The 20,933-nt window shown below is 62.6% G+C and carries 18 protein-coding genes; 3 read left to right on the forward strand and 15 right to left on the reverse strand.

The genetic code is table 11. The features are described 5' to 3' along the window. Nucleotides 1–107 precede the first annotated feature (107 nt). Together NDJ82_RS11555 and NDJ82_RS11560 are read left to right on the forward strand one after the other, a co-directional pair. Nucleotides 108–2,336 carry a TonB-dependent siderophore receptor gene (locus tag NDJ82_RS11555; protein ID WP_250925492.1) on the forward strand — a complete coding sequence of 743 codons (2,229 nt, stop codon included), beginning with the start codon at nucleotides 108–110 and terminating at the stop codon, nucleotides 2,334–2,336. A gap of 145 nt (nucleotides 2,337–2,481) precedes the next feature. Beyond that, the gene (locus NDJ82_RS11560) at nucleotides 2,482–2,691 is read left to right on the forward strand and encodes a hypothetical protein (protein ID WP_250925493.1); all 210 of its coding nucleotides are present in this window, start codon (nucleotides 2,482–2,484) and stop codon (nucleotides 2,689–2,691) included. A gap of 98 nt (nucleotides 2,692–2,789) precedes the next feature. Here the strand turns inward: NDJ82_RS11560 and NDJ82_RS11565 are convergent, their stop codons facing one another. The 12 genes from NDJ82_RS11565 to NDJ82_RS11620 all read right to left on the reverse strand — a co-directional run bounded on the left by NDJ82_RS11565 (nucleotide 2,790) and on the right by NDJ82_RS11620 (nucleotide 14,313). Beyond that, nucleotides 2,790–3,284, reverse strand: coding sequence for a GNAT family N-acetyltransferase (locus NDJ82_RS11565; protein ID WP_250925494.1), 495 nt, complete (start codon nucleotides 3,282–3,284; stop codon nucleotides 2,790–2,792). A 158-nt stretch (nucleotides 3,285–3,442) separates the two neighbouring features. After that, the gene (gene zapE, locus NDJ82_RS11570; protein WP_250925495.1) at nucleotides 3,443–4,555 is read right to left on the reverse strand and encodes a cell division protein ZapE; all 1,113 of its coding nucleotides are present in this window, start codon (nucleotides 4,553–4,555) and stop codon (nucleotides 3,443–3,445) included. A gap of 15 nt (nucleotides 4,556–4,570) precedes the next feature. Then, nucleotides 4,571–4,906, reverse strand: a complete 336-nt coding sequence (locus NDJ82_RS11575) for a nuclear transport factor 2 family protein (protein ID WP_099585244.1) — start codon at nucleotides 4,904–4,906, stop codon at nucleotides 4,571–4,573. A gap of 52 nt (nucleotides 4,907–4,958) precedes the next feature. Beyond that, complete coding sequence (locus NDJ82_RS11580; RefSeq protein WP_099585245.1) at nucleotides 4,959–5,675, reverse strand: helix-turn-helix transcriptional regulator; 717 nt, start codon at nucleotides 5,673–5,675, stop codon at nucleotides 4,959–4,961. 159 nt (nucleotides 5,676–5,834) lie between these two features. Beyond that, a complete protein-coding gene (gene pepN, locus NDJ82_RS11585) occupies nucleotides 5,835–8,492 on the reverse strand; it encodes an aminopeptidase N (protein WP_250925496.1) in 2,658 nt (885 codons plus the stop codon). Between the two features lie 13 nt (nucleotides 8,493–8,505). After that, the gene (locus NDJ82_RS11590; protein WP_099585247.1) at nucleotides 8,506–9,336 is read right to left on the reverse strand and encodes a DUF2797 domain-containing protein; all 831 of its coding nucleotides are present in this window, start codon (nucleotides 9,334–9,336) and stop codon (nucleotides 8,506–8,508) included. After that, entirely contained in the window at nucleotides 9,333–9,593 is a 261-nt protein-coding gene (locus NDJ82_RS11595; protein WP_099585265.1) for a YeaC family protein, read from the reverse strand. Before NDJ82_RS11595 ends, NDJ82_RS11590 begins: the two co-directional genes overlap by 4 nt. A 62-nt stretch (nucleotides 9,594–9,655) precedes the next feature. Next, the gene (locus NDJ82_RS11600) at nucleotides 9,656–10,579 is read right to left on the reverse strand and encodes a tetratricopeptide repeat protein (RefSeq protein ID WP_250925497.1); all 924 of its coding nucleotides are present in this window, start codon (nucleotides 10,577–10,579) and stop codon (nucleotides 9,656–9,658) included. Further along, on the reverse strand, nucleotides 10,579–11,064 hold the full coding sequence (locus NDJ82_RS11605) for a hypothetical protein (RefSeq protein WP_112195007.1): 486 nt from the start codon (nucleotides 11,062–11,064) through the stop codon (nucleotides 10,579–10,581). The genes NDJ82_RS11600 and NDJ82_RS11605 overlap by 1 nt, the downstream gene beginning before the upstream one ends. Further along, nucleotides 11,064–12,413, reverse strand: coding sequence for an ATP-binding protein (locus NDJ82_RS11610; protein WP_099585250.1), 1,350 nt, complete (start codon nucleotides 12,411–12,413; stop codon nucleotides 11,064–11,066). Before NDJ82_RS11610 ends, NDJ82_RS11605 begins: the two co-directional genes overlap by 1 nt. Nucleotides 12,414–12,451: 38 nt before the next feature. Beyond that, nucleotides 12,452–13,426: a metallophosphoesterase gene (locus NDJ82_RS11615; protein WP_371926525.1), complete on the reverse strand. Its 975-nt coding sequence runs from the start codon at nucleotides 13,424–13,426 to the stop codon at nucleotides 12,452–12,454. Further along, complete coding sequence (locus NDJ82_RS11620; protein WP_032887076.1) at nucleotides 13,423–14,313, reverse strand: NAD(+) kinase; 891 nt, start codon at nucleotides 14,311–14,313, stop codon at nucleotides 13,423–13,425. Before NDJ82_RS11620 ends, NDJ82_RS11615 begins: the two co-directional genes overlap by 4 nt. Before the next feature lie 146 nt (nucleotides 14,314–14,459). On the opposite strand from NDJ82_RS11620, the gene NDJ82_RS11625 reads away from it, so the two are divergent. After that, on the forward strand, nucleotides 14,460–15,410 hold the full coding sequence (locus NDJ82_RS11625) for a DUF1853 family protein (RefSeq protein WP_191959452.1): 951 nt from the start codon (nucleotides 14,460–14,462) through the stop codon (nucleotides 15,408–15,410). 107 nt (nucleotides 15,411–15,517) lie between these two features. Here NDJ82_RS11625 and NDJ82_RS11630 read toward each other — a convergent pair whose 3' ends face one another. The 3 genes from NDJ82_RS11630 to cobN are packed head-to-tail and all read right to left on the reverse strand — an operon-like array spanning nucleotide 15,518 to nucleotide 20,933. Then, nucleotides 15,518–16,120, reverse strand: a complete 603-nt coding sequence (locus NDJ82_RS11630; protein WP_250925541.1) for a vWA domain-containing protein — start codon at nucleotides 16,118–16,120, stop codon at nucleotides 15,518–15,520. Between the two features lie 53 nt (nucleotides 16,121–16,173). Next, nucleotides 16,174–17,172: a magnesium chelatase ATPase subunit I gene (locus tag NDJ82_RS11635; RefSeq protein WP_250925498.1), complete on the reverse strand. Its 999-nt coding sequence runs from the start codon at nucleotides 17,170–17,172 to the stop codon at nucleotides 16,174–16,176. Further along, the gene (cobN, locus tag NDJ82_RS11640; protein ID WP_250925499.1) at nucleotides 17,172–20,933 is read right to left on the reverse strand and encodes a cobaltochelatase subunit CobN; all 3,762 of its coding nucleotides are present in this window, start codon (nucleotides 20,931–20,933) and stop codon (nucleotides 17,172–17,174) included. The genes NDJ82_RS11635 and cobN overlap by 1 nt, the downstream gene beginning before the upstream one ends.

Genomic DNA, 20,933 nt, shown 5'->3' on the forward strand with positions numbered 1-20,933 from the left:
GATAACAATCATTCTCGTTTAAGCCTAAAGTTCCTCCCCTCCTTTCGTCTTTGAGCCAAGGCCTTCCCTTTCCGGGTGGCCGCAAAGACGACAAGGAGTCTTCCGCGATGTTCGCGCCCTTTACCCGTTCCCTGACCTTCACGCTTGGCCTGTGCAGCGCCGCATTGAGTCCGGAGCTGCTGGCTGAAACAGCCCCCGAACAGACCCCGCTCGAACTCGGCGCCACCCGGGTCACTGCCGATGGCCTCGGCGCCACCACCGAACACACCGGGGCCTACACCACCGGTTCGATGAGCACCGCCACCCGCCTCAACCTGTCCGTCAAGGAAACCCCGCAATCGATCTCGGTGATCACGCGCCAGCAGATGGATGATTTCAATCTCAATACCTTGACCGACGTGCTGCGCCAGACCACCGGTATCAACGTGCAGCACAATGACTCTGACCGTGTGTCCTATTCGGCCCGGGGTTATGGCATCACCAATTATCAGGTTGACGGGATGCTCAACACCTTCGGTTACATGAAGTCTGACGCCGACACCATCATCTACGACCATATCGAGGTCGTGCGCGGCGCTACGGGCTTGACCACAGGTGCCGGCGACCCTTCGGCCACCATCAATATGGTGCGCAAACGCCCCACCGCCCAATGGCAGGCGAAAACCGGCATCAGCGCAGGTAGCCATGACAACTACTACAGCTACGTGGACGTGGGCGGCCCGCTGGCGTTCGACGGCAAGTTGCGCGGGCGCACGGTGCTGGCTTACCGCGACAGCCAATCCTTCCGTGACAACTATGGTCTGCAGCGGGCGGTCGGCTACGGCATTCTTGAAGGCGATCTGTCAGACGACACCGTGCTGGCCGTAGGTTTCGATTACCAGAACAAACAAGTCCAGGGCACTTCCTGGGGCACCGTGCCCTATTGGAACAGCCAGGGCGGCAAGGCCGGGCTGTCGCGCTCCACCAATATGGCGGCGCACTGGAGTTCCTGGCCGCTGACGGACAAGACTACCTTCGCCACCCTTGACCATCGCCTGGGCGGCGATTGGCATATCAAGGCCGCCTACACCCATCGCCAGAGCGACACAGATGGCAAGGTCTACTACGGCGGCTCAGGCTTCCCCAACGACGACCGCAGCGGCATGGCCGCCTGGGCGAGCCACATGCGCGGCACTTCGCGCATGGAGGCCATCGACCTCAACCTGGCCGGCAGCTATCAATTACTGGGCCGCGAACACGCGCTGATGATGGGCTATGGCGAGGCCGCGCAACGCGATAGTTCGCCGTTTATGCGCGACAACATCCCCGCTGGTTACTACAGCATTGAAGACTGGAAATACATGGGTGCGATCGCCAAGTTCGGCGACACCGTCACCGACCTCAAAGGCGAACACAGCAGCAAGCAACAGAAGGCCGGCTACCTGGCCACGCGACTGAGCCTCACCGACCGCCTGCATGCGGTGCTGGGCAGCCGCTATGGCAGTTGGGAACTGAAAAGCGCCGCTCCTGAATACGATGACAACGACCAACTGACCGCCGCCGGCAAAACCAGTCAGACCCACAATGACATGTGGACTCCCTACGCCGGGCTGCTGTACGACATCTCGCCGGAGTACACCGTCTACGCCAGCTATACCGATATTTTCAAACCCCAAAGCCTCAAGGACGCCAACAAGAAATACCTTGAGCCGGTGGTGGGCAGCAACTATGAGGTCGGCATCAAGGGCAGCGTGCTGCAAGAGCGCCTGAACCTGGCGGCAGCGTATTTCTGGAGCACCCAGGACAACGTTGCCGAGCGCGACTACACCGTCCCACGCAACCCAGCGACCGGCGAGGAGTACTACAAGTCAGGCGGCAAAGGCAACAAGGTGAACGGCTTCGAACTGGAAGCGTCCGGGGAAGTCATGCCCGACTGGAACCTCACGGCCGGCTACACCTACACCCATTCAGTGAACGGCTCTGGCAAACGCAACAACACCGGGCAACCGCTGAACCTGCTGAAGGTGTCCAGCGCTTACCGGATGCCGGGCGCATGGCGCAACCTGACCGTGGGCGGCGCAGTGAACTGGCAGAGCGATATCTACGACTTCAGCAATCGACCGACCGGTGAGCGCGACAGCGACGGCGACATGATCACCACCCGGGCAAAAATTACGCAGCAGGCCTACACCGTGGTCAACCTGATGTCCCGCTATCAGTTCGACGACCACGTTTCAGCGTCGCTTAACGTCAACAATTTGTTTGATAAAAAATATTACGAGCGTGTCGGCTTCTATAACGGCGTGTACTGGGGTGATCCACGCTCCATTACCCTCGCGCTGGACTGGAAACTTTAAAGCCCACCATCCGAAGTTAACCAAATCGTTAACTTCGGATATTGCTCGGGTTAATTCCCACTTAATAAGATCACTCCACAATCGCCCCAAGAATCTGCTCAAGGACAGAACGGATAAAACGATCACACTTAATGAGAATACCCCGATGAAACTCTCGACCTTGATGCTTGCCAGCCTGATGACCCTGGCCTCCGCCGCCGCGTTTGCAGAGGATGGCTCCGAGCGGATGAAGGAGTACTACAACAACTTCACCTTCACCCAGGAGAGCGTTCACGGCACAAATGAACAGACCGCTTCCGCCGACGGCAAGACGTCAAAGACCAGCACCACCGATCAGGAACAACCGAAGAGTTAATTAATGTTTAGTTAATCCGCAACACCCATGGCCATTCCGCTCCATTGGCCAATGGTTTATTGGGCGCCATTTAATGGCGCCCTTTTTTTGCCTGTTATTTATTGAAGCGGTTTGTTCCAGAACAACATGCGGCCATGGGCTTCATCAAACTTCGAATCATCAAAACCGAACTTTCGATACGCTGACTGGGCGACAGCATTACCCTCAAGCACCTCAAGCGTGATTTTGCAGCAGCCACGCTGGCGGGCAATTTCCTCGACCTTCTGCAGCATTTTCTGACTCAGGCCCAGGCCGCGAAAATCATTCATCACCGCCACGTCATGAATATTGACCAGTGGCCGGCAGGCAAAGGTGGAGAACCCCTCAAAACAATTCACCAGCCCTGCCGGCACACCGCCGACAAACGCGAGAACACTGAAGGCGTGCGGGCGTTTTGCCAGTTCTGCCGGCAGTTGCTCCAACAGGTCAGCGGGCAGGCCATGGCCACCGCCCATCGGGTCTTCGGCGTAGTGGTTCAGCACGTGGCCTATGGCTTCAGCGTGCACGGGGTTGGTGTAGCTGGCTTGCAGCACCAGGATATCTGGGGTTTCCATTGCCTTCCTCGATCACGACAACAAGGGAACCGGCTCCCTTTGAGGGGCACGATTGTAAGCGCGGAGTCGGCGGTAGATGAAGGAGATTAACTACAAATATCTGCCTGAAGTGCGCACGGTATGCGCGGGAAACAGCGCCAGGCAAGCCTTGCCGGGTCTTACAACGCCGCGCCGAAACGTTCCAGCTGCATTTCCTGCAGGCGACTGAGGGTACGGCGGAAGGGAAACGCCAGGTAGCCCTCGGTATAGAGGCGCTCCAGCGGCACGCGTGCCTCAATGAACAGGGGCACCTTGCGGTCGTAGCACTCGTCCACCAGGGCGATAAACCGGCGTACGCTGTCATCATGCACGGACAACTGCGGCAATTCGCGATCACCCGCCACTACCCGCTCCGCGCCGTCTTCGGTGCCTCGGGCGATCCGGCCAGGGCGCTGCTGCGCACTCAGGTCAGGCACGTCGCCGAGCAAGATTGCCTTGAAGCGATCACACAGCAGCATGAAGTCCATCGCGGCCAAGGGTTGCTCGCACAGGTCGGCATAACGACACCACAGCACGCTGTCACTGGAGCGCACCGTCACGATGCTGCGGTGGCCGACCACGACCGGCTCGTGGCTCACCCTCTGCCCCTGCGCCAGTTGCCCGAACACATTCGCCAGCGCCTCGGGTTGATTGACCCAATAGCGCTGCAGGCCGACACCCGGATGCAGGCGGTGGTCCTCAACGCCGTCGACCGCTACGACCCGCATATGTTGCTTGATGGCTGCGATACCCGGCAAAAACCGGTCGCGGTTGAAACCCTCGGCATACAGGAGGTCGGGCGGCTGATTGGAGGTGCAGACCATCACCACACCCTCCTCGAACATCACCTGGAACAACCGACCCAGGATGATCGCGTCGCCAATGTCATTGACGAACAACTCGTCAAAGCACAGCACACGCACTGCCTGGCTCAGTTCCCGCGCCAGGGCCTGCAAAGGATCGGCGGTGCCCGTCAGCTGGAATGAGCGCTGATGCACCCAACCCATGAAGTGATGAAAGTGCTGCCGCCGCGCCGGCACCCGCAGGCTCTGGTAGAACTGGTCCATCAGCCAGGTCTTGCCGCGCCCGACGGGCCCCCACAGGTACACGCCGTTGATCGGCGAGCGGCCTTGGTGCAGGGCGTCATGACAGGCTTGCAGGGCATCCACCGCCCGGCGCTGGGCGTCGTCGGCGACGAAGCCATGTTGGGCGATGGCGTGTTGATAGGCAGCGAGGGGCGAGTCGAAAGTCATGCCCGCGATTATGACCTACAGCGAGATATCCAGCCGTGAAATCTTGCCCTGCTCGTTAAGGCGGAAGGTGTAGCGCAACTCCAGCGGGCTGCCGGGGAAATTGCCGGAGACCACGTTGCTCACCAGCACTTTACCGGTGCGGTGTTGCACATTCAGCACCTCGACCCGCGGCTGGTAACGCCGTGCAGTGTCCTCCATCCAGCGCGCAATCGCGGCGGGGCCGACCTGGTGCTCGCCCTCATCGAACACATTCGCATCGTCGGCGAACCACTGGGCAACCGCTGAGGTGTCGCGGGTATTGGTCGCCGCAATATAGGCCTGGATGGCCGGGGCCAACTGAGACTGGGGCATGATACAGCTCCTTTTTTGGTGATTTATGGCGCCATGCTAAGCCAGGGCTGTGTCAGCTTTTGTCAGGAGTGAACGGTGCAGACTCATTCTGCTCCATCAGCGTACGCCAGGCCCTCAGCCAATCACTGCGCCGCCCCGGATACCTTTCACCTTGGGCTTGAGCGCTCGCCACACGGTCGGTACGAAAGGTGCGGTAAGCGCCGCGCAATTCACACCAAGCCACAATCACGCGTGCTTCATTGAGAAAACCCAGGGCCAGCGGCCAGACCAGCCGCTGGCTCTGGGTCTGGCTGGCATCGGCGTAGTCGATATGCAGCTTGGCCTGGTTGCGGATAGCCTCACGAAACACGTTCAGGGGCACGCGGTTTTCCGGGTAGCCGAAGCCTGGCGGTCCAGGCAGCAGCGTCGGGTTGCGCAAGGCTTCCTGGGCGGCGGGGTCGAGCACATCGGCAATCTTGGCCAGCGCATTGGCTGCCGCCCGACTCAACACCTCATCCCCACGCTGATCCACATAACGCAAGCCCAGCACCACCGCCTCCGTCTCCTCGGCGTTGAGCATCAAGGGCGGTAGAAACAGCCCGCTGCGCAGCACATACCCGACACCGGCCTCACCGAAGATGGGGGCGCCAAGGGCCGTCAACTCGGCGATATCGCGGTACAACGTGCGTTCGGACACTTCCAACTGCGCCGCCAGCACAGCAGCGGTCACCGGACGTTTCTTGCCCCGCAGGGCCTGCAACAAGGTCAGTAGACGAGTGGTACGCGACACATTGATCCCGCCGAAAAAGGAAAAGTGCCGCAGCTTAGCAGAGCCTACTGTCAGTAAATGTCAGCAGGAAAAGGACTGATCAGATGAGTACCAATCAGTTGAGGAAGGACACGTGTGGCGAGGAAGCTTGCCCCCTCGCCACAGGTTGTTCATTGCCTGTTATGCAAGGCTCTTGCTGACCACCTCAAACACATCGCTCGACAGCTCGCCCGAGCCACGAATGCGCTCCAGCTCGGCCTTCATCAGCGCCTGCCGCGCGCTGTCGTATTTGCGCCAGCGGGTCAACGGCGCCAATTGGCGCGACGCGATCTGCGGGTTGAAGCCATTCAGCTGGATCACCAGGTCCGCCAGGAAGCGGTAGCCGGAGCCATCCGCCGCATGGAAGTTGATCAGGTTCTGCCCAGCGAAGGCGCCGATCAGGGCACGCACCTTGTTGGGGTTCTTGAGCGTAAATGCGGGGTGCTCCATCAACGCCTGCACCCGCGCCAGCCCGCCCGGCAGGGTGCTGCCGGCCTGCACGCTGAACCACTGATCCATGACCAACGGGTTGTCCTTGAAGTTCTCGGCAAACACCGCCAACGCCTGGGCTTTTTCCGCCTCGAACGGCGAGTTCACCAGCACTGCCAGCGCGGTCAGGCGCTCGGTCATGTTGTCGCTGCTGTCGAACTGCTCCAGGGTCGCCGCCAACACCTCAGGCTTGCCGCTGAGCATCAGGTACGACAACGCGATGTTCTGCAAGGCGCGCCGGGCAAAGTGCTCGGCCGCGGCCACATAAGGGGTTTGCTTGGACAGCTCGCGATTGGCCTGATAACGCAACCACAGCCCTTCGAACAAATGTTCGGCCAGTTGCTTGCGCGCAAATTCGCGGGCGGCGTGGATTGCATCCACATCGGCCACTTCGCTGATTTCCGTCAGGTAGGCTTCGCCCGGCAACGAGAGCATCTCCGCGACCATGGCCTGGTCCAGGCTTTCGTCGCTCAGTACCGTGCGCAGCGCGTCGATCAGGCGCTGATCCATCTTCAACGCCTGGCCCGCCTGATGCTGGCCAATCAGTTCCTGCAACACCTGCACCGACAGTTGCTGGCCGGCATCCCAGCGGTTGAAGCCGTCGCTGTCGTGCTGCATCAGGAACATCAGCTGATCGCGGTTGTACGGGAAGCTCAGTTTCACCGGCGCCGAGAAGCCGCGCAGCAGCGATGGCAGCGGCTGTTCTGCGATGTCGACAAAGGTGAAGGTCTGCTCGGCTTCTGTTACCGACATCACGCGGGACGTGGCACCCGCCGCCGCCTCACCGGCGAGGCGCAAGGCGATGCCGGCGCCCTGCCCGTCCAGCAAGCCCAGCTCGACCGGAATCACGAACGGCAGTTTCTCGACCTTGTCCGGGGTGGCCGGGCAGCTCTGGCGGAAGGTCAGGCTGTAGGTCTTGGCCGCCGCGTCGTAGGACTCGCTTACCGCCAGACGTGGCGTACCGGCCTGGCTGTACCAGCGTTTGAACTGGCTCAGGTCAGCGCCGTTGGCGTCTTCCATGGCCTTGATGAAATCGTCGCAGGTCACGGCCTGGCCGTCGTGGCGCTGAAAATACAGGTCGCTGCCTTTACGGAAGCCTTCGGCACCGAGCAAGGTGTGGATCATGCCGACCACTTCCGAGCCCTTTTCGTACACGGTCAGGGTGTAGAAGTTGGATATCTCGATAAAGCTGTCCGGGCGCACCGCGTGGGCCATCGGGCCGGCGTCTTCGGCGAACTGGTGGGTCCGCAGGTACGCCACGTCCTGGATGCGCTTGACCGTGGCCGAGTTCATGTCGGCCGAGAAGCCCGAATCGCGGAACACGGTAAAGCCTTCCTTGAGCGACAGCTGGAACCAGTCGCGGCAGGTCACGCGGTTGCCCGACCAGTTGTGGAAGTATTCGTGGGCGACGATGGCCTCGACGCGCTGGTGCGCGGCGTCGGTGGCGGTTTCGGCGCGGGCCAGCACGGCGCTGGAGTTGAAGATATTAAGGCCCTTGTTCTCCATGGCGCCCATGTTGAAGTCGTTCACCGCGACGATCATGAAGATATCGAGGTCGTACTCGCGGCCGTAGGTTTCTTCGTCCCAGCGCATGGATTTTTTCAGGCTGGTCATGGCGTGCTGGCACTTGTCGATGTTTTCTGGCTCGACGTAGATGCGCAGCGCCACTTCGCGCTGGGTCATGGTGGTGAAGCTGTCTTCGACGCACCACAAATCCCCGGCCACCAGGGCAAACAGATAGGCCGGCTTCTTGAACGGGTCTTCCCAGGTCGCCCAGTGGCGGCCGTCTTCACCGGGGCCGCTGGCAATCGGGTTGCCGTTGGACAGCAGCACCGGGTAGCTGTGCTGCTCGGCGATCACCGTGGTGGTGAATGTGCTCATCACGTCCGGGCGGTCGAGATAATAGGTGATCTTGCGGAAACCTTCGGCCTCGCACTGGGTGCAGAACATGCCGCTGGATTTGTACAGGCCTTCCAGGGCGGTGTTGGTTTCCGGGTGGATCTTGACCGTGGTGTCGAGGGTGAACGTGTCGCTCTTGGGGTGCACGGTCAGGTGGCTGTCAGTCAACTGGTAGTCAGCGCCAGTCAACTCCTGGTCGGCCAGGTTAACGCTCAACAGCTCCAACTGTTGGCCATCGAGTACCAACGGCGGCAAGCCAGCGCCACGCTCGGGGTTACGGCGCATCACCAGTTGCGCGTGGACCAGGCTGTGGTCCTCGAACAACTCGAAGGTCAGGTGCGTCTCGTCGATCAGGTAGTCCGGCGCCTGATAGTCCTTCAGGTAAATCATCTTCGGTTGTTCGGTGCGCATGGGTGGCATCCTTCTACTGATGCACGGCGAGCTGATAGGCCGTGTACTTGCGAATATTGATAACGCCGGTGTCGAAGATCAGGTATTGGCCCTTGATCCCCAGCAGCGTGCCTTCGGCAATCGGATTCTTGTCCAGGTTGAAGCTGACGATCTTGGCCGGATACTGCTCCACCGGGTAGCGAATCTCAATCGGCTCGATGTCGGTCACTGGTTGGATGGCTTGCAGGCCAAAGCGTTCCTGCAAGTTTTCCAGGCCCTCGGCGCAGGAGGCGAACAGCTCATCGCGCACGTGCTTGAGGTCCACCTTCGCCGCGTCCCCCTTGAGCAACGCACGCCAGTTGGTCTTGTCGGCCACCTGGCTGCGCAGCACGTCCTCGACGAAGCCGGACTGCTGGCGCGTGGCCACACGCATGATCGGCAACGCCTGGCTCGCACCCTGGTCCAGCCAGCGCGTGGGCAGTTGGGTAGCGCGGGTGATGCCGACCTTGATGCCCGACGAGTTGGCCAGGTAGACCACATGATCAGTCATGCAAAACTGCTCGCCCCAGCCTGGATCACGGCAGGTGCCGGCGTCGTAATGGCAACGCTCGGGGCTCATGATGCACAGGTCACACTGGGCCAGCTTGGTCATGCACGGGTAGCAATACCCCTGGCTGAAGCTGGTCTTGGTCTTGCGGCCGCAATGGCTGCAATGGATGGCACCGAGGTACTCCAGGCGAATGTGAGTACCGATCAATGGATTGACCGGCACCTCGGTGTCGCCCAGGCGAAACGCATATTGAACGGTCGGCTCACCGAGTTGCGCCGACATTTTGCTGACTGCACCGCGACCAATTTCAATCAATGGATCGCATCCGACTTGAACAGAATGTTCGCCACCGGCTCGGATTTGGACGCACATTCCTGCGGGCCCATGTAGCCCGTGCGCTGTTCTTCCGGCAGGTTCTGGAGCTCCCAGGCGATCATCGCTTGCAGGGACAGCTCACGCTGCTCGGCGGTGAGCTTGCGGCCATCGGACCACTTGCCGATTTCCACGGCGAGCTTGAGGCTCTCGTAGATGTCCGGGGTGATGTTTTCGATCATTTCAACAAAAGACGACATGTAGACAACCTCTGGTAACGGTCGCTGGTTCAGCGAGTGCATGGGCGACGGGACCTGGCCCGTCAAAAATCCTTGGAGAGCTTGACCTGGACAAGCTCCTTGTCGAGCAAGCGCCGGAAAATCTGCGGCGCGGCAAAGGTATACGCGGCAAAGGCCAGCCACAGCCAATTGATCATCTCGGCCGCCTGCGGATAGCCCTGGGCCGTGAGGGTAATGACCACTACACGGTAGACCACAAACATCAGCAGCAGCAGAACAATGGCGCCGGTGGCGCTGCGCTCGTTCATCCAGCTGTTGAAGCGCCACCACGTGCCGAGAAACACATTGCTGCGCGCCTTGACGGCCGTGAGCAAATGCAGCGCGGAGACGTTGCTGGGGTTTTCCTGCAGGGCCCAGATCGCATGCTCGCGGGCGCCGTTGAGGTCGCCTTCACGCAGCAACAGGTGGCCGAGCACCACCACGGCGGCGGCGTTCGATGGATCGGCCTGCAACGCCTGGCGGGCAAACTGATAGGCCTGGTCCCAATGGGCGATGGCGCGATGGAACTGCGCCATGGCCACCAGGTTCGCCGGATCGTCCGGGCCGAGTTCCAGGGCCTTTTCCAACGGCTCGCGGCTCTGCGCCAGGCGGCCGGTGAGTTGATACAGGTCGGCCAGGCAGCGGTAGTTGACCGGGTTGAGCGGCTCCATGTCCAACAGCTGGTTCACATGCTCCTGGGCCAGCTTGAATTTGCGCTGGGCAATCGCCACTTGGGCGGCGGCATAGTGAGCCAACGGCAATTGCGCGTCGCAAACCAGCGCCAACTGCACTTCGCGCTTAGCGGCATGCACCCGGCGCATGTTCATCAAGCAGATCGCCAGCAAGGCATGGGCCTCGGCCGAATGCGGATCGCTGGCGAGCAATTGGCGCAGGGCATCAATGGCGCCGTCGTTGTGGTCGGCTTGCAGGCGTTGGTAAGCCAGTTGCAGCAGATAGTCGGTATTCATCAGCTCACCACCAGATACCACAGGGTGTACGGCAGCCATTTGACGACCATGCCTTTAAGCACGAAGCCACCAATCAACGCCAAGGGCAGACCAAAGCGGTTCAACTCGCCGCCGTAATACTGGTAAATCTCAATGGTCGCGTTTTGCTGCATGTACAGCAGGTAGCCGATGGTGAGTTTCCACACCACCAGCACCAGCAAGGCGTACTGAATCTCGGCCGGGGTCTGGATATAACCGGCGCCCACCAGTTGCAGCAATGCAAAACCGATCACGATACTGCCCACCAGCGCCACGCCGGCAAGTATCCACTCGCGCACCCGCGTCGGGCTGCCGACCGCAATCGAGTTGAACACGAACCAAGGCAAGCCCAGCCAGGCGCCGCCCAGCATCAGGCCCAGCAGCGGCCAGAAGGGCGAAACGGCAAACTTGGCCAAGGCCCCCGGACGCGGTTCATCTTCGATGCGATAACCACCGTACTGCGCCATCAGCGGCCCTTCCCGTGTTTGTCGAGGAACGCCAGCACTTCGTCGTACTGGTTGCCTTCGTTGGCGTAGCGCGCGTAGTTGCGCGCGGTGGTCAGCCATTCCAGGGTGGTGGCGCGCACGTCTTTCAAGGCTGCCTTGAAATGCCGGTCGCAGATGGACTGCTCGGCGCCACTCTCGATGGACGCTTCAATCGCCTCATCGGCGGCGGTTTCCACCAGTTCACTGAGGTCGGCGCCGGAGAAGCCCGAAGTATTCTTGGCGAGAAAGGCGAAGTCGATATCGTCGGCCATCGGTCGGCCTTTCATCATCGACTTGAGCATGCTTTCCCGCGCGGGGCGATCCGGTGGCGGCACAAACAGCACGCGGTCAAAACGACCGGGGCGACGGAACGCCGAATCCACCGACCACGGTACGTTGGTCGCGGCCAGGATCAGCACGCCGTGGTTGTCGTTGGTAAAGCCGTCCATCTCGGAGAGGAACTGACTGACCAGCTTGGACGACGTGGACTCGCGGGTGTTGGAGCGTTTACCGCCCAGGGCTTCCACCTCGTCGAAAAACATCACCGCCGGCGCCTGGGCCCGCGCTTGTTCGAACAGCGCATGCAACTTGCGCTCGGACTCGCCGATGTACATGTCCAGCACGTCGGAAATCGCCACGTTGAAAAACGTCGCCTTGCACTCCCCGGCCGTGGCGCGGGCCAGCATGGTCTTGCCGCAACCCGGCGGGCCGTACAGCAGCACGCCGCCGCCGACTTTCTTGCGAAAGCGCTGGAACAATCCCGGCTTCTGGTACGGCAGGATGATCTTCTTGTGGATGGTCTTTTTCAGCTCATCCAGGCCGCCAATGTCGTCGAAGGTCAGGGTTTCGTTTTCCGGCACCAGCAGGCGCACCACTTCGCTCTGGTCGGTGTCGTCATTGGAGATCACCCGCAAGCGCGGGCGGCCTTCGGCCCCCGGAAAATCCACCACCGACACATTCAAGCGGCGCCACAGCGCCATGTCTTCCAGGGCCGGGTTGGCGTCCACCGCTGCGCGGTATTCCACCTGGGCTTCCTTGAGGCGCTCCAAAGCCGCCAGCACGCGCGCCTTGAGCAGACGCGCTGCGGGATCGTCACCTTCAATCAGGGGCAGCGCTCTTTGCGCCTGGCCGTCAGCCAGCAACAACTGGGCCGCCGCCAGTTTCAAGGCAGAGGCGTCTTGCAAGTGTTCCAGATCGGCAGGCAACAGCTTGAGCCCGCGCTCGTGCTCGCCACGCTCAAGGCTGGCGCCGAGCAGCAGGGTCAGCAGCGCGACGTTACCGGGGGCAGCGGACAGCGCGGCCTCCAGTTGGTCGAACGTCGAATCATCCATGGAGGTTCCTCAAAAGTGCATGTGCGTCGCGCAGGGGCTCATTTCAGCACCTGCGGCCGCTCGACATCGACCCACACGAACTTGCGCGGGTCGAGGCGGGTTTCCTGGTCCAGGCGATACGCCACCAGCTTGCCGTACAGCACCGCGCTGTAGTCCAGGCAGGCAAGGTTGTCGCGGATCGGCGCTGGTTTGCCGCTGCGCCAGTAGTGGCCGACGAACAGCAACGGTTCGTCGACGCCATAACGCAGCAGTGAATTTTTTTCGGTGGAGGACAGCGGCGTGCGCGCCACCGGCTCGGGCAGTGCGTCGGGCTGGAACACGATGTCGCCGTAGGTCTTCGGGTCGTCTTCCCAGAACTTGGTGCGGAAGAACGAGCGCGTCAGGCCGTCGCCACCGGTCAGCGTCAGGCCATCGGGCAGGCGCATGTCGGTGCCGCGCAGCAGGCGATCGAAGGCGTTGCAGGCAAAACTGCCGGGCACGGCGGCGGCCTGCAGGAAATGCTGGTCGATGCAGCCGTCCGGAAAGGTCGCACGCAGCGGCGCGATAAAGCCGTCGTCCCAGCACGCATGCACCACGCGGAAACGCCCGGCGTCGACGAACAGCGGCATGTCGTAGAACCAGCCGAGAAAGTCGTGCCAATCGGCCGGGTGGTGTTCGAACTGGGTCAGGGTCTCGTGGATCAACCGCGCATGCCGTGGGTTGTGCTCACGCACGAACTGCTTGCCACTGCCCGGCGGTGCCGGTGTGGTCCAGCCCAGGGCGTTGAACTCGTGGTTGCCCATGATGCACAGCGCCTGGCCTGCCTCGGCCATGTCGTGGACGATATGCAGCGCCTCGCGGATGCGGGGGCCACGGTCGATGATATCGCCGAGGAACACCGCCATGCGCGACGGATGACGCCAGGTGCCGCCCTGCTTGTGGTAACCCATCTGGTCGAGCAAGTGCTCAAGGGTATGAGCGCAACCGTGCACGTCACCAATCAGGTCGTAGCTACGCGCGGGATCGAGCATCAGTCGCCTCCACCCCCCAAGCGGCTGCCCCAGCCCAGCTTGGTGCGGCACACTTCGTAATAGTTGTGATCCAGCGGGTGGATCAACCGCAGCTTCTGCGCCTTTTTGCTCACGGTGATGGTGTCACCGGGGGCGCAGGTGAAGTGGTTCTGCCCGTCACAGGACACCTGCGGGTAGATTTGCATGTCTTTGGACACCACGATTTTCAGCTCACTGTTGCCATCGACCACAATCGGCCGGCTCGACAACATATGGGGATACATCGGCACGATCACAATGGCATCCAGCTTGGGATGCATGATCGGCCCGCCGGCCGACAGCGCGTAGGCCGTGGAACCGGTGGGCGTGGCGACGATCAGGCCGTCGGCCTTCTGGCTGCACACGAACTGGCCGTCGATGTACAGCTCGAACTCGATCATCCGCGTGGACTTGCCGGGGTGCAGCACCACATCGTTGAGGGCATCCCCCTGGCCGATGGCTTCGCCGTGGCGACGCACTTCGGCTTGCAGCAGGAAGCGGTTTTCCACCAGGTAATGGCCGTCGAGCACCTTGGCCACTTCGACTTCCAGCTCATCCGGGCGGATATCGGTGAGAAACCCCAGGCTGCCCCGGTTGATCCCCAGCACCGGCACGTTATGCCGCGCCAGTGCACGGGCGGCGCCGAGCAGGCTGCCGTCGCCGCCGACCACGATGACCATGTCGCACACTTCGCCGAGCATCTTGCGCGACGAGGTCTGCAAGCCGTGGCCGGGGAGGATCTCGGCGATGGTGTCTTCGAGGATCACGTGCAGGTGGCGATCCAGCAGGAATTTTTTCAGCCGGCGGACGGTGTCCAACACCTGGGTACTGCCCAGGCGACCGATAATGCCGATATTGCGAAAGTGCTCCATGGGGCTCCTGCGGGATGTGGGGTGTGGCAAAAAAGAAACGATTATGGGCGAAAGGCCGCCACAGACAAAATCCTTTGTCACCGCTACGCCTTGATGACAATGGTTCTCACACGCCCAGCCCCGGCTTAAAAGGCTATGCTCGGACCATGACTGTATTCCCCGACCTGCATACCCTGCCCCGCCAATTGCGTCACCCTGAGGTGCGCGACCTGGCGTGGGTGGTGCTCGCCCCGCCGATGCTCGCGCAGACGCCCTGGCCGCAGCGCCATCCGTTGGCCGGCAGCGACTGGGTGCAGGCGCCCGACCGCCTGGAGCATTGGCTGCGGCAACTGGATCAGGACAGCCGGGCTTTGCGACATTGGCTGAGCCTGGCCCGCACTCGCCGCCTGGGCCTGTACTACGAGCGACTGTGGCAATTTGCCGTGCAGCACGCGCCGGGGGTGGAACTGCTGGCCGCCAACCTGCCGATCCGCCGCGCGGGGCATACCTTGGGTGAGCTGGACATGCTGCTGCGCGATCGTGATGGCGTGCACCACCTGGAACTGGCGATCAAGCTGTATCTGGGGCCGCAGAACGGAAATGGCCAGGACACGGCGCAGTGGCTGGGGCCGGGTTGCCATGACCGGCTGGACCGCAAGTTGGCACATCTGGCCCAGCATCAGCTGCCGATTTCGGCGCGACCAGAAAGCCGCGAAGTCTTGGCGGCGCTGGATATACAGCAGTTCGACGCGCATTTGTGGCTCGGCGGGTATTTGCTCTATCCCTGGCCCGGCCTGGCCGAATCACCGGACGGCGCCCATCCGCAGCATTTGCGTGGACGCTGGTTGCATCAACGGGATTGGCAGGCGTTTGCCAGCGCCAGCGCACCCGGGCGCTGGCAACCCCTGCCCCGGCATGCCTGGCTGGCGCCGGCGCACTACCTGGCGGATGACGTGTGGAGCGAGGAGCGGATGCAGCATTGGCTGACCGCACTTGATCCAATGGCGCCGGCGCAGTTGTTGGTGCGGATGGTGCAGAACGGTGAGGACTGGGAGGAAGCGGAGCGGTTGTTCCTGGTTGCGGATCTTTGGCCGAATGTGCCGGGGGCTGGCGGATAGATCTGAGGTGTAGGTGATGGCCTCATCGGGGGCAAGCCCCCTCCCACCTTTGAAATGCATTTCAACCTGTGGGAGGGGGCTTGCCCCCGATGGCGGCGCCACCAGCACTACACCCTATCGATATGCCGATAATCCAACTGCAACCCAGCCGCCAGCGCCTGAGCCCTACCCAATCGGATCGGCCCACGTTCGATATCCACCAGCAACCCTGAACATTCCAACAAAGGTAGCCCGGCGATGTCCTTGAGCCGGCCATCGGTAATCACCAGCAGTTTCTGCTGTTCAGCCGGATAACGCCTGCGCCGCGCCTGCAACCAGTGCCCGGCCTCGGTCAGTGCCGCCAGCAACGGCGTGCCGCCACCCGCGCCAAGTCGCTCCAGCCAACCCGCCATACTCTTCGCCGCCTTCAAGCCCTGCACCTGCCATTTGGGCGATTGCCCGCTGGCGGTCAGCAAGGCCATGCGTGCCCGTTGCCGGTACGCGTCATCAAACAGCTGGGCCAGCAAGCCCTTGGCATCGCTCAACGCGTGGTGGCGCCGAGTGGAGGCCGATGCATCGACAATCACCAGCCACAGCTCCTGGGCCGAACGGCTGCGCAGGTGAAACAGCAGATCCTCACGGGATTGCGGCCGACCACCGAGCAAGGTGCCCGGCCAGTTGATCGCGCCCTGTTGCGCGCTGCGTGCCCTGCCTTGCCTGCCCCTGTCCAGTCGCCCCGCCTTGGGCCGGGCATCCGCCCCCGCGTCAGGTCGGGGACGAATGCCTAAGGCTTTTTTGGCCAGGTGGGCACTTCGCGACGTGCACCGGTGGGCAGCGGCGGCGCGGGCATATCGCCCCACTGGCCTTGGCCGGCGGAGGTCTCGCTGGACCTGGGCGACTGGCCTTCAGGCGGCGGACCGGCCGGCGGAGACTGTGCCTGGCGCCGATGACGCAAGGCAAACTCGGCCACCGCGTCGATATCTTCTTCGGCAATCGCCTGGGCACCGCGCCACGCCGCATGCGCCCGGGCACCGCGCAGCCAGACCAGGTCGGCGCGCAAGCCATCCACGCCGGCGGCAAAACAACGCTCGGTGATCTGCGCCAGGGCCCGATCATCCAGCGCAATGCTGTCGAGCCGCGCCCGCGCCTGGGTGCAGCGCTCGCGCAAGGCTGCCTGGGGTTCGGCCCACTGGGCGCAGAACGCAACAGGGTCACTGTCGAAATCCAGGCGACGGCGGATGATCTGGCCACGTTCGGCCGGCAATGTCTGCCCGCTCAAGGCCACGTTAAAACCGAAACGGTCGAGCAACTGCGGACGCAACTCACCCTCCTCCGGGTTCATCGTGCCGATGAGCACAAAGCGCGCCGAATGCCGATGGGAGATGCCGTCACGCTCGATCAAGTTGGTGCCGCTGGCGGCCACGTCCAACAGCAGGTCGACCAAGTGGTCGGCCAGTAAGTTGACTTCATCGACATACAGCACGCCGCCGTCGGCCTTGGCCAATACGCCGGCGGAAAACTGCGCACGGCCCTCGCCCAGCGCAGCGTCCAGGTCCAGGGTGCCGACCAGGCGCTCCTCGGTCGCACCCAGCGGCAACGTCACAAACTGGCCGCTGGCGAGCAGGTCCGCCAGACCACGGGCCAAAGTGGACTTGGCCATGCCACGCGGGCCTTCGATCAGCACGCCACCGATCTTCGGGTCGATGGCAGTCAGGCACAGCGCCAATTTCAAGGCGTCGGCGCCGACCACGGCGGACAGCGGGAAATGGGGGGTATCAGTCATCAGCTGTCTTCTTCTATATCCAGCAACAGGTTTTCCAACGCCTCGCGGTACGCCCCCGGTTCTTGCCACAGGCCACGCTGCTGGGCCTCCAGCATGCGCTCGGTCATGTCGCGCAGCGCTGCGGGGTTGTGCTGCTGCACAAAGTCTCGAGTGTCGGGGTCGAGCAGGTAGGCGTCGGCGAGCAAGGCGTATTGATGGTCGTCGATCAGTGACGTGGTGGCGTCGAAAGCGAACAGATTGTCCACCGTCGCGGCCATTTCAAACGCACCTTTATAGCCGTGACGCTTCACGCCGTCGATCCACTTGGGGTTGGCGGCGCGAGAACGGATCACTCGGTTCAGCTCCTCTTTCAAGGTGCGGATCTTCGGCAAGTCCGGTTGGCTGTGATCGCCGTGATAGCTGGCAGCCTTGTCGCCGCTCAGGGTTTCCACGGCAGCGAGCATGCCGCCTTGGAATTGGTAGTAATCGTTGGAGTCGAGCAGGTCGTGCTCACGGTTGTCCTGGTTTTGCAGCACGGCCTGCACCTGGCTCAGGCGCTGGGCGAACTGCTCGCGGGCAGCGGTGCCTTCGTCGGCGCCGCCATAGGCGTAGCCGCCCCAGTTGAGGTAAACCTCGGCAAGGTCCTCGCGGCTTTGCCACAGGCGACCATCAATCGCGCCCTGCACGCCCGCGCCGTAGGCACCGGGCTTGGCGCCGAAGATCCGCCAGCCGGCTTGCCTGGCGGCGGTTTCTGCGTCCAGGCCAGACGCCAGCAACGCGGCGCGCTCACTGCGCACCTTGGCCGCCAGCGGGTTCATGTCGTCGGGCTCGTCGAGGGCCGCGACCGCTTGAACCGCCGCATCGAACAGGCGGATCAGGTTGGCAAACGCATCGCGGAAGAACCCGGACACCCGCAGTGTTACGTCCACACGCGGGCGGTCCAAGAGGCTGACCGGCAGGATCTCGAAGTCGTCCACCCGCTGGCTGCCCGTGGCCCACACTGGGCGCACGCCCATCAGCGCCATGGCCTGGGCGATATCATCACCGCCGGTGCGCATGGTGGCGGTGCCCCATACCGAGAGACCCAACTGGCGCAAATGATCGCCGTGGTCCTGCAGATGCCGCTCCAGTATCAGGCTGGCCGACTGGAAGCCGATGCGCCACGCCGTGGTGGTGGGCAGGTTGCGCACATCGACGGTGAAGAAGTTGCGCCCGGTGGGCAGTACATCCAGGCGACCCCGACTCGGCGCGCCACTCGGCCCCGCCGGTACGAAGCGGCCGCTGAGGGCATCCAGCAAACCGCGCATTTCCGCCGGACCGCAGGCATCCAGGCGTGGCGCTACGACAATACGCAGGCTTTCGATAACCGCTTTCACGTCTTCCCAACCAGGTTCTTCCAACTGCTCAAGCGGGCCTTCCAGCGCCTGATCGATCAGTCGCGCCGCGTAGAGTTCCAGGCGCTCGCGGGTGTCACCGGCGGTGCGCCATAGCTGCGCGTCGATGCTCTGCAACACCGCCGGGCGGCGTCCAGTCCACGGTTCGGCCAGGGCACAGTCCAGTGGGTCGAAACCCAGCTCAAACGCCTTGGCCAGCACGCGCAACAGGCTCGATTGCGGGCCACGGCCATCACCACGGGGGATGCGCAGCAACGCCAGCAAGGTGTCGATGCGCAAGCGGCCTTGGGGCGACTCGCCGAAGATATGCAGGCCGTCGCGAATCTGCGATTCCTTCAAGTCACACAGGTAGGTGTCCAGGCGTGGCAACCAGACCGCCGCATCGGCGTCGCCATCCAGTTCAAGTTCCTGGTCGATGCAGGCTTCACGCACCAGCTTGAGAATGTCTTTTTGCAGCTCGCGGGCACGGCGTGGATCGAGCAGTTGGGCTTCGTAATATTCGTCCGCCAACAACTCCAGGTTACGTAGCGGGCCGTAGGTTTCGGCGCGGGTCAGCGGTGGCATCAGGTGATCGATGATCACCGCCTGGGTACGGCGCTTGGCTTGTGCGCCTTCACCGGGGTCGTTGACGATAAATGGGTAGATATTCGGCAGCGGCCCCAGCAACGCATCAGGCCAGCAATTTTCCGACAGGCCCACGCCCTTGCCCGGCAGCCATTCCAGGTTGCCGTGCTTGCCCACATGGATCACGCCATGGGCGCCATAGGTGTGGCGCAACCAGAAATAGAACGCCAGGTAGCCGTGGGGTGGCACCAGGTCCGGGTCGTGGTACACCGCACTCGCGTCCACCTGGTAACCCCGTGCCGGCTGGATGCCGACGAACGTCAGGCCCAGGCGTAGACCGGCAACCATCAGACGGCCGTCACGGAACATCGGATCGTTGTGGGGCGTGCCCCAGCGCTCCAGCACGGCCTGTTGATTGGCAGCAGGCAGGCGCTTGAACATCGCCTCGTAGTCATCCAGGCCGAGGCTTTGATGGCACGGGCGCAGGTCGAGGCTGTCCAGGTCGTTAGTGACGCCGCCCAGCAACTCGTGGATCAAGGCGGTGCCGCTTTCCGGCAGGGCCGTCGGCACCGGGTAACCTTCAGCCTGCAACGCAAGCAGGATATTCAGCGCCGCCGCAGGGGTATCCAGCCCGACGCCATTGCCGATACGGCCGTCGCGGGTCGGGTAGTTGGCCAGGATCAGCGCGATGCGTTTATCCCCATTCGGCACTCGCGCCAGTTCGACCCAGCGCCGCGCCAACTCAGCGACAAAATCCATGCGCTCGGGTGCTGCGCGGTAGCACACCACATCCGACTGGCTGCGTTCGCTGCGCCAGGCCAGGTCCTTGAAGCTGATCGGCCGGCTGATAATGCGGCCGTCCAGCTCCGGCAAGGCAATGTGCATCGCCAGATCACGCGGGCCAAGGCCTTGTTCGCTGGCCTCCCAGCCGGGCTGGTTGTCCTGGGCGCAAATCGCCTGGATCACCGGGATATTGCGGCGAAACGGGCGCAAATGCGGGGCTTCGGGGCTGGATTGGGCAAAACCGGTGGTATTCAGAATCACCGAGGCCTGCGCTTCATCCAACCAGTCCTCGACCGCCGCGAGGCAGCCGGGCTCTTTCAGGCTAGCCACCGCCATCGGCAACGGATTGAGGCCCGCCGCCTGCAAGTGCTGGCAGAACACGTCGATAAAACCGGTATTGGCCGCCTGCAAGTGCGAGCGGTAGAACAGCACGGCCGCGACAGGTTGCTCGGCGTGCCAATCCGCCTGCCAGTCGTCGAGCCGGGCATTGGCTTTATGGGGGTGATAGATCGCCGTGCGCGCCAGGGTTTGCGGTTCGGCCCACGGGTAATCGCGGTCCAGATAGCCACTGGCCAGGCAGCGATAGAAATCCAGCGCATTGGCCAGCCCGCCCTGACGCAGAAACTGCCACAGGCGATCCCGAACCTCGACGCCGACGGTACTGAGGCCGCTGAGCTCCGGATCCGGGCGATCATCTCCCGGCACCAGGATCAGCTGCACGCCGCGCTCGGCCAACTCCACCAAGCGTTCGATGCCATAGCGCCAATAACCGATGCCCCCGTGCAGGGAAATCAGGATGACCTTGGCGTGGCGCAGCACCTCATCGACATACAGGTCGACCGAGGCATGGTTCTGCACTTGCATCGGGTTGGCCAGACGCAGGCTGGGATAGTCGTCAGGCAACTGCTGGGCCGCTTCGGCCAACAATGCCAGGCTGGAATCACCGCTGCACAGGATCACCAGCTCGGCGGGCGTTTGGCCAAGGTCGGCAATATTGTCGTCCGCGACGAAACCACCGGGCTGAGTCCTGAGCAGGTGCAT

The sequence above is a fragment of the Pseudomonas sp. SR18 genome, from assembly GCF_023701505.1.
Lineage (GTDB): Bacteria > Pseudomonadota > Gammaproteobacteria > Pseudomonadales > Pseudomonadaceae > Aquipseudomonas > Aquipseudomonas cyclaminis.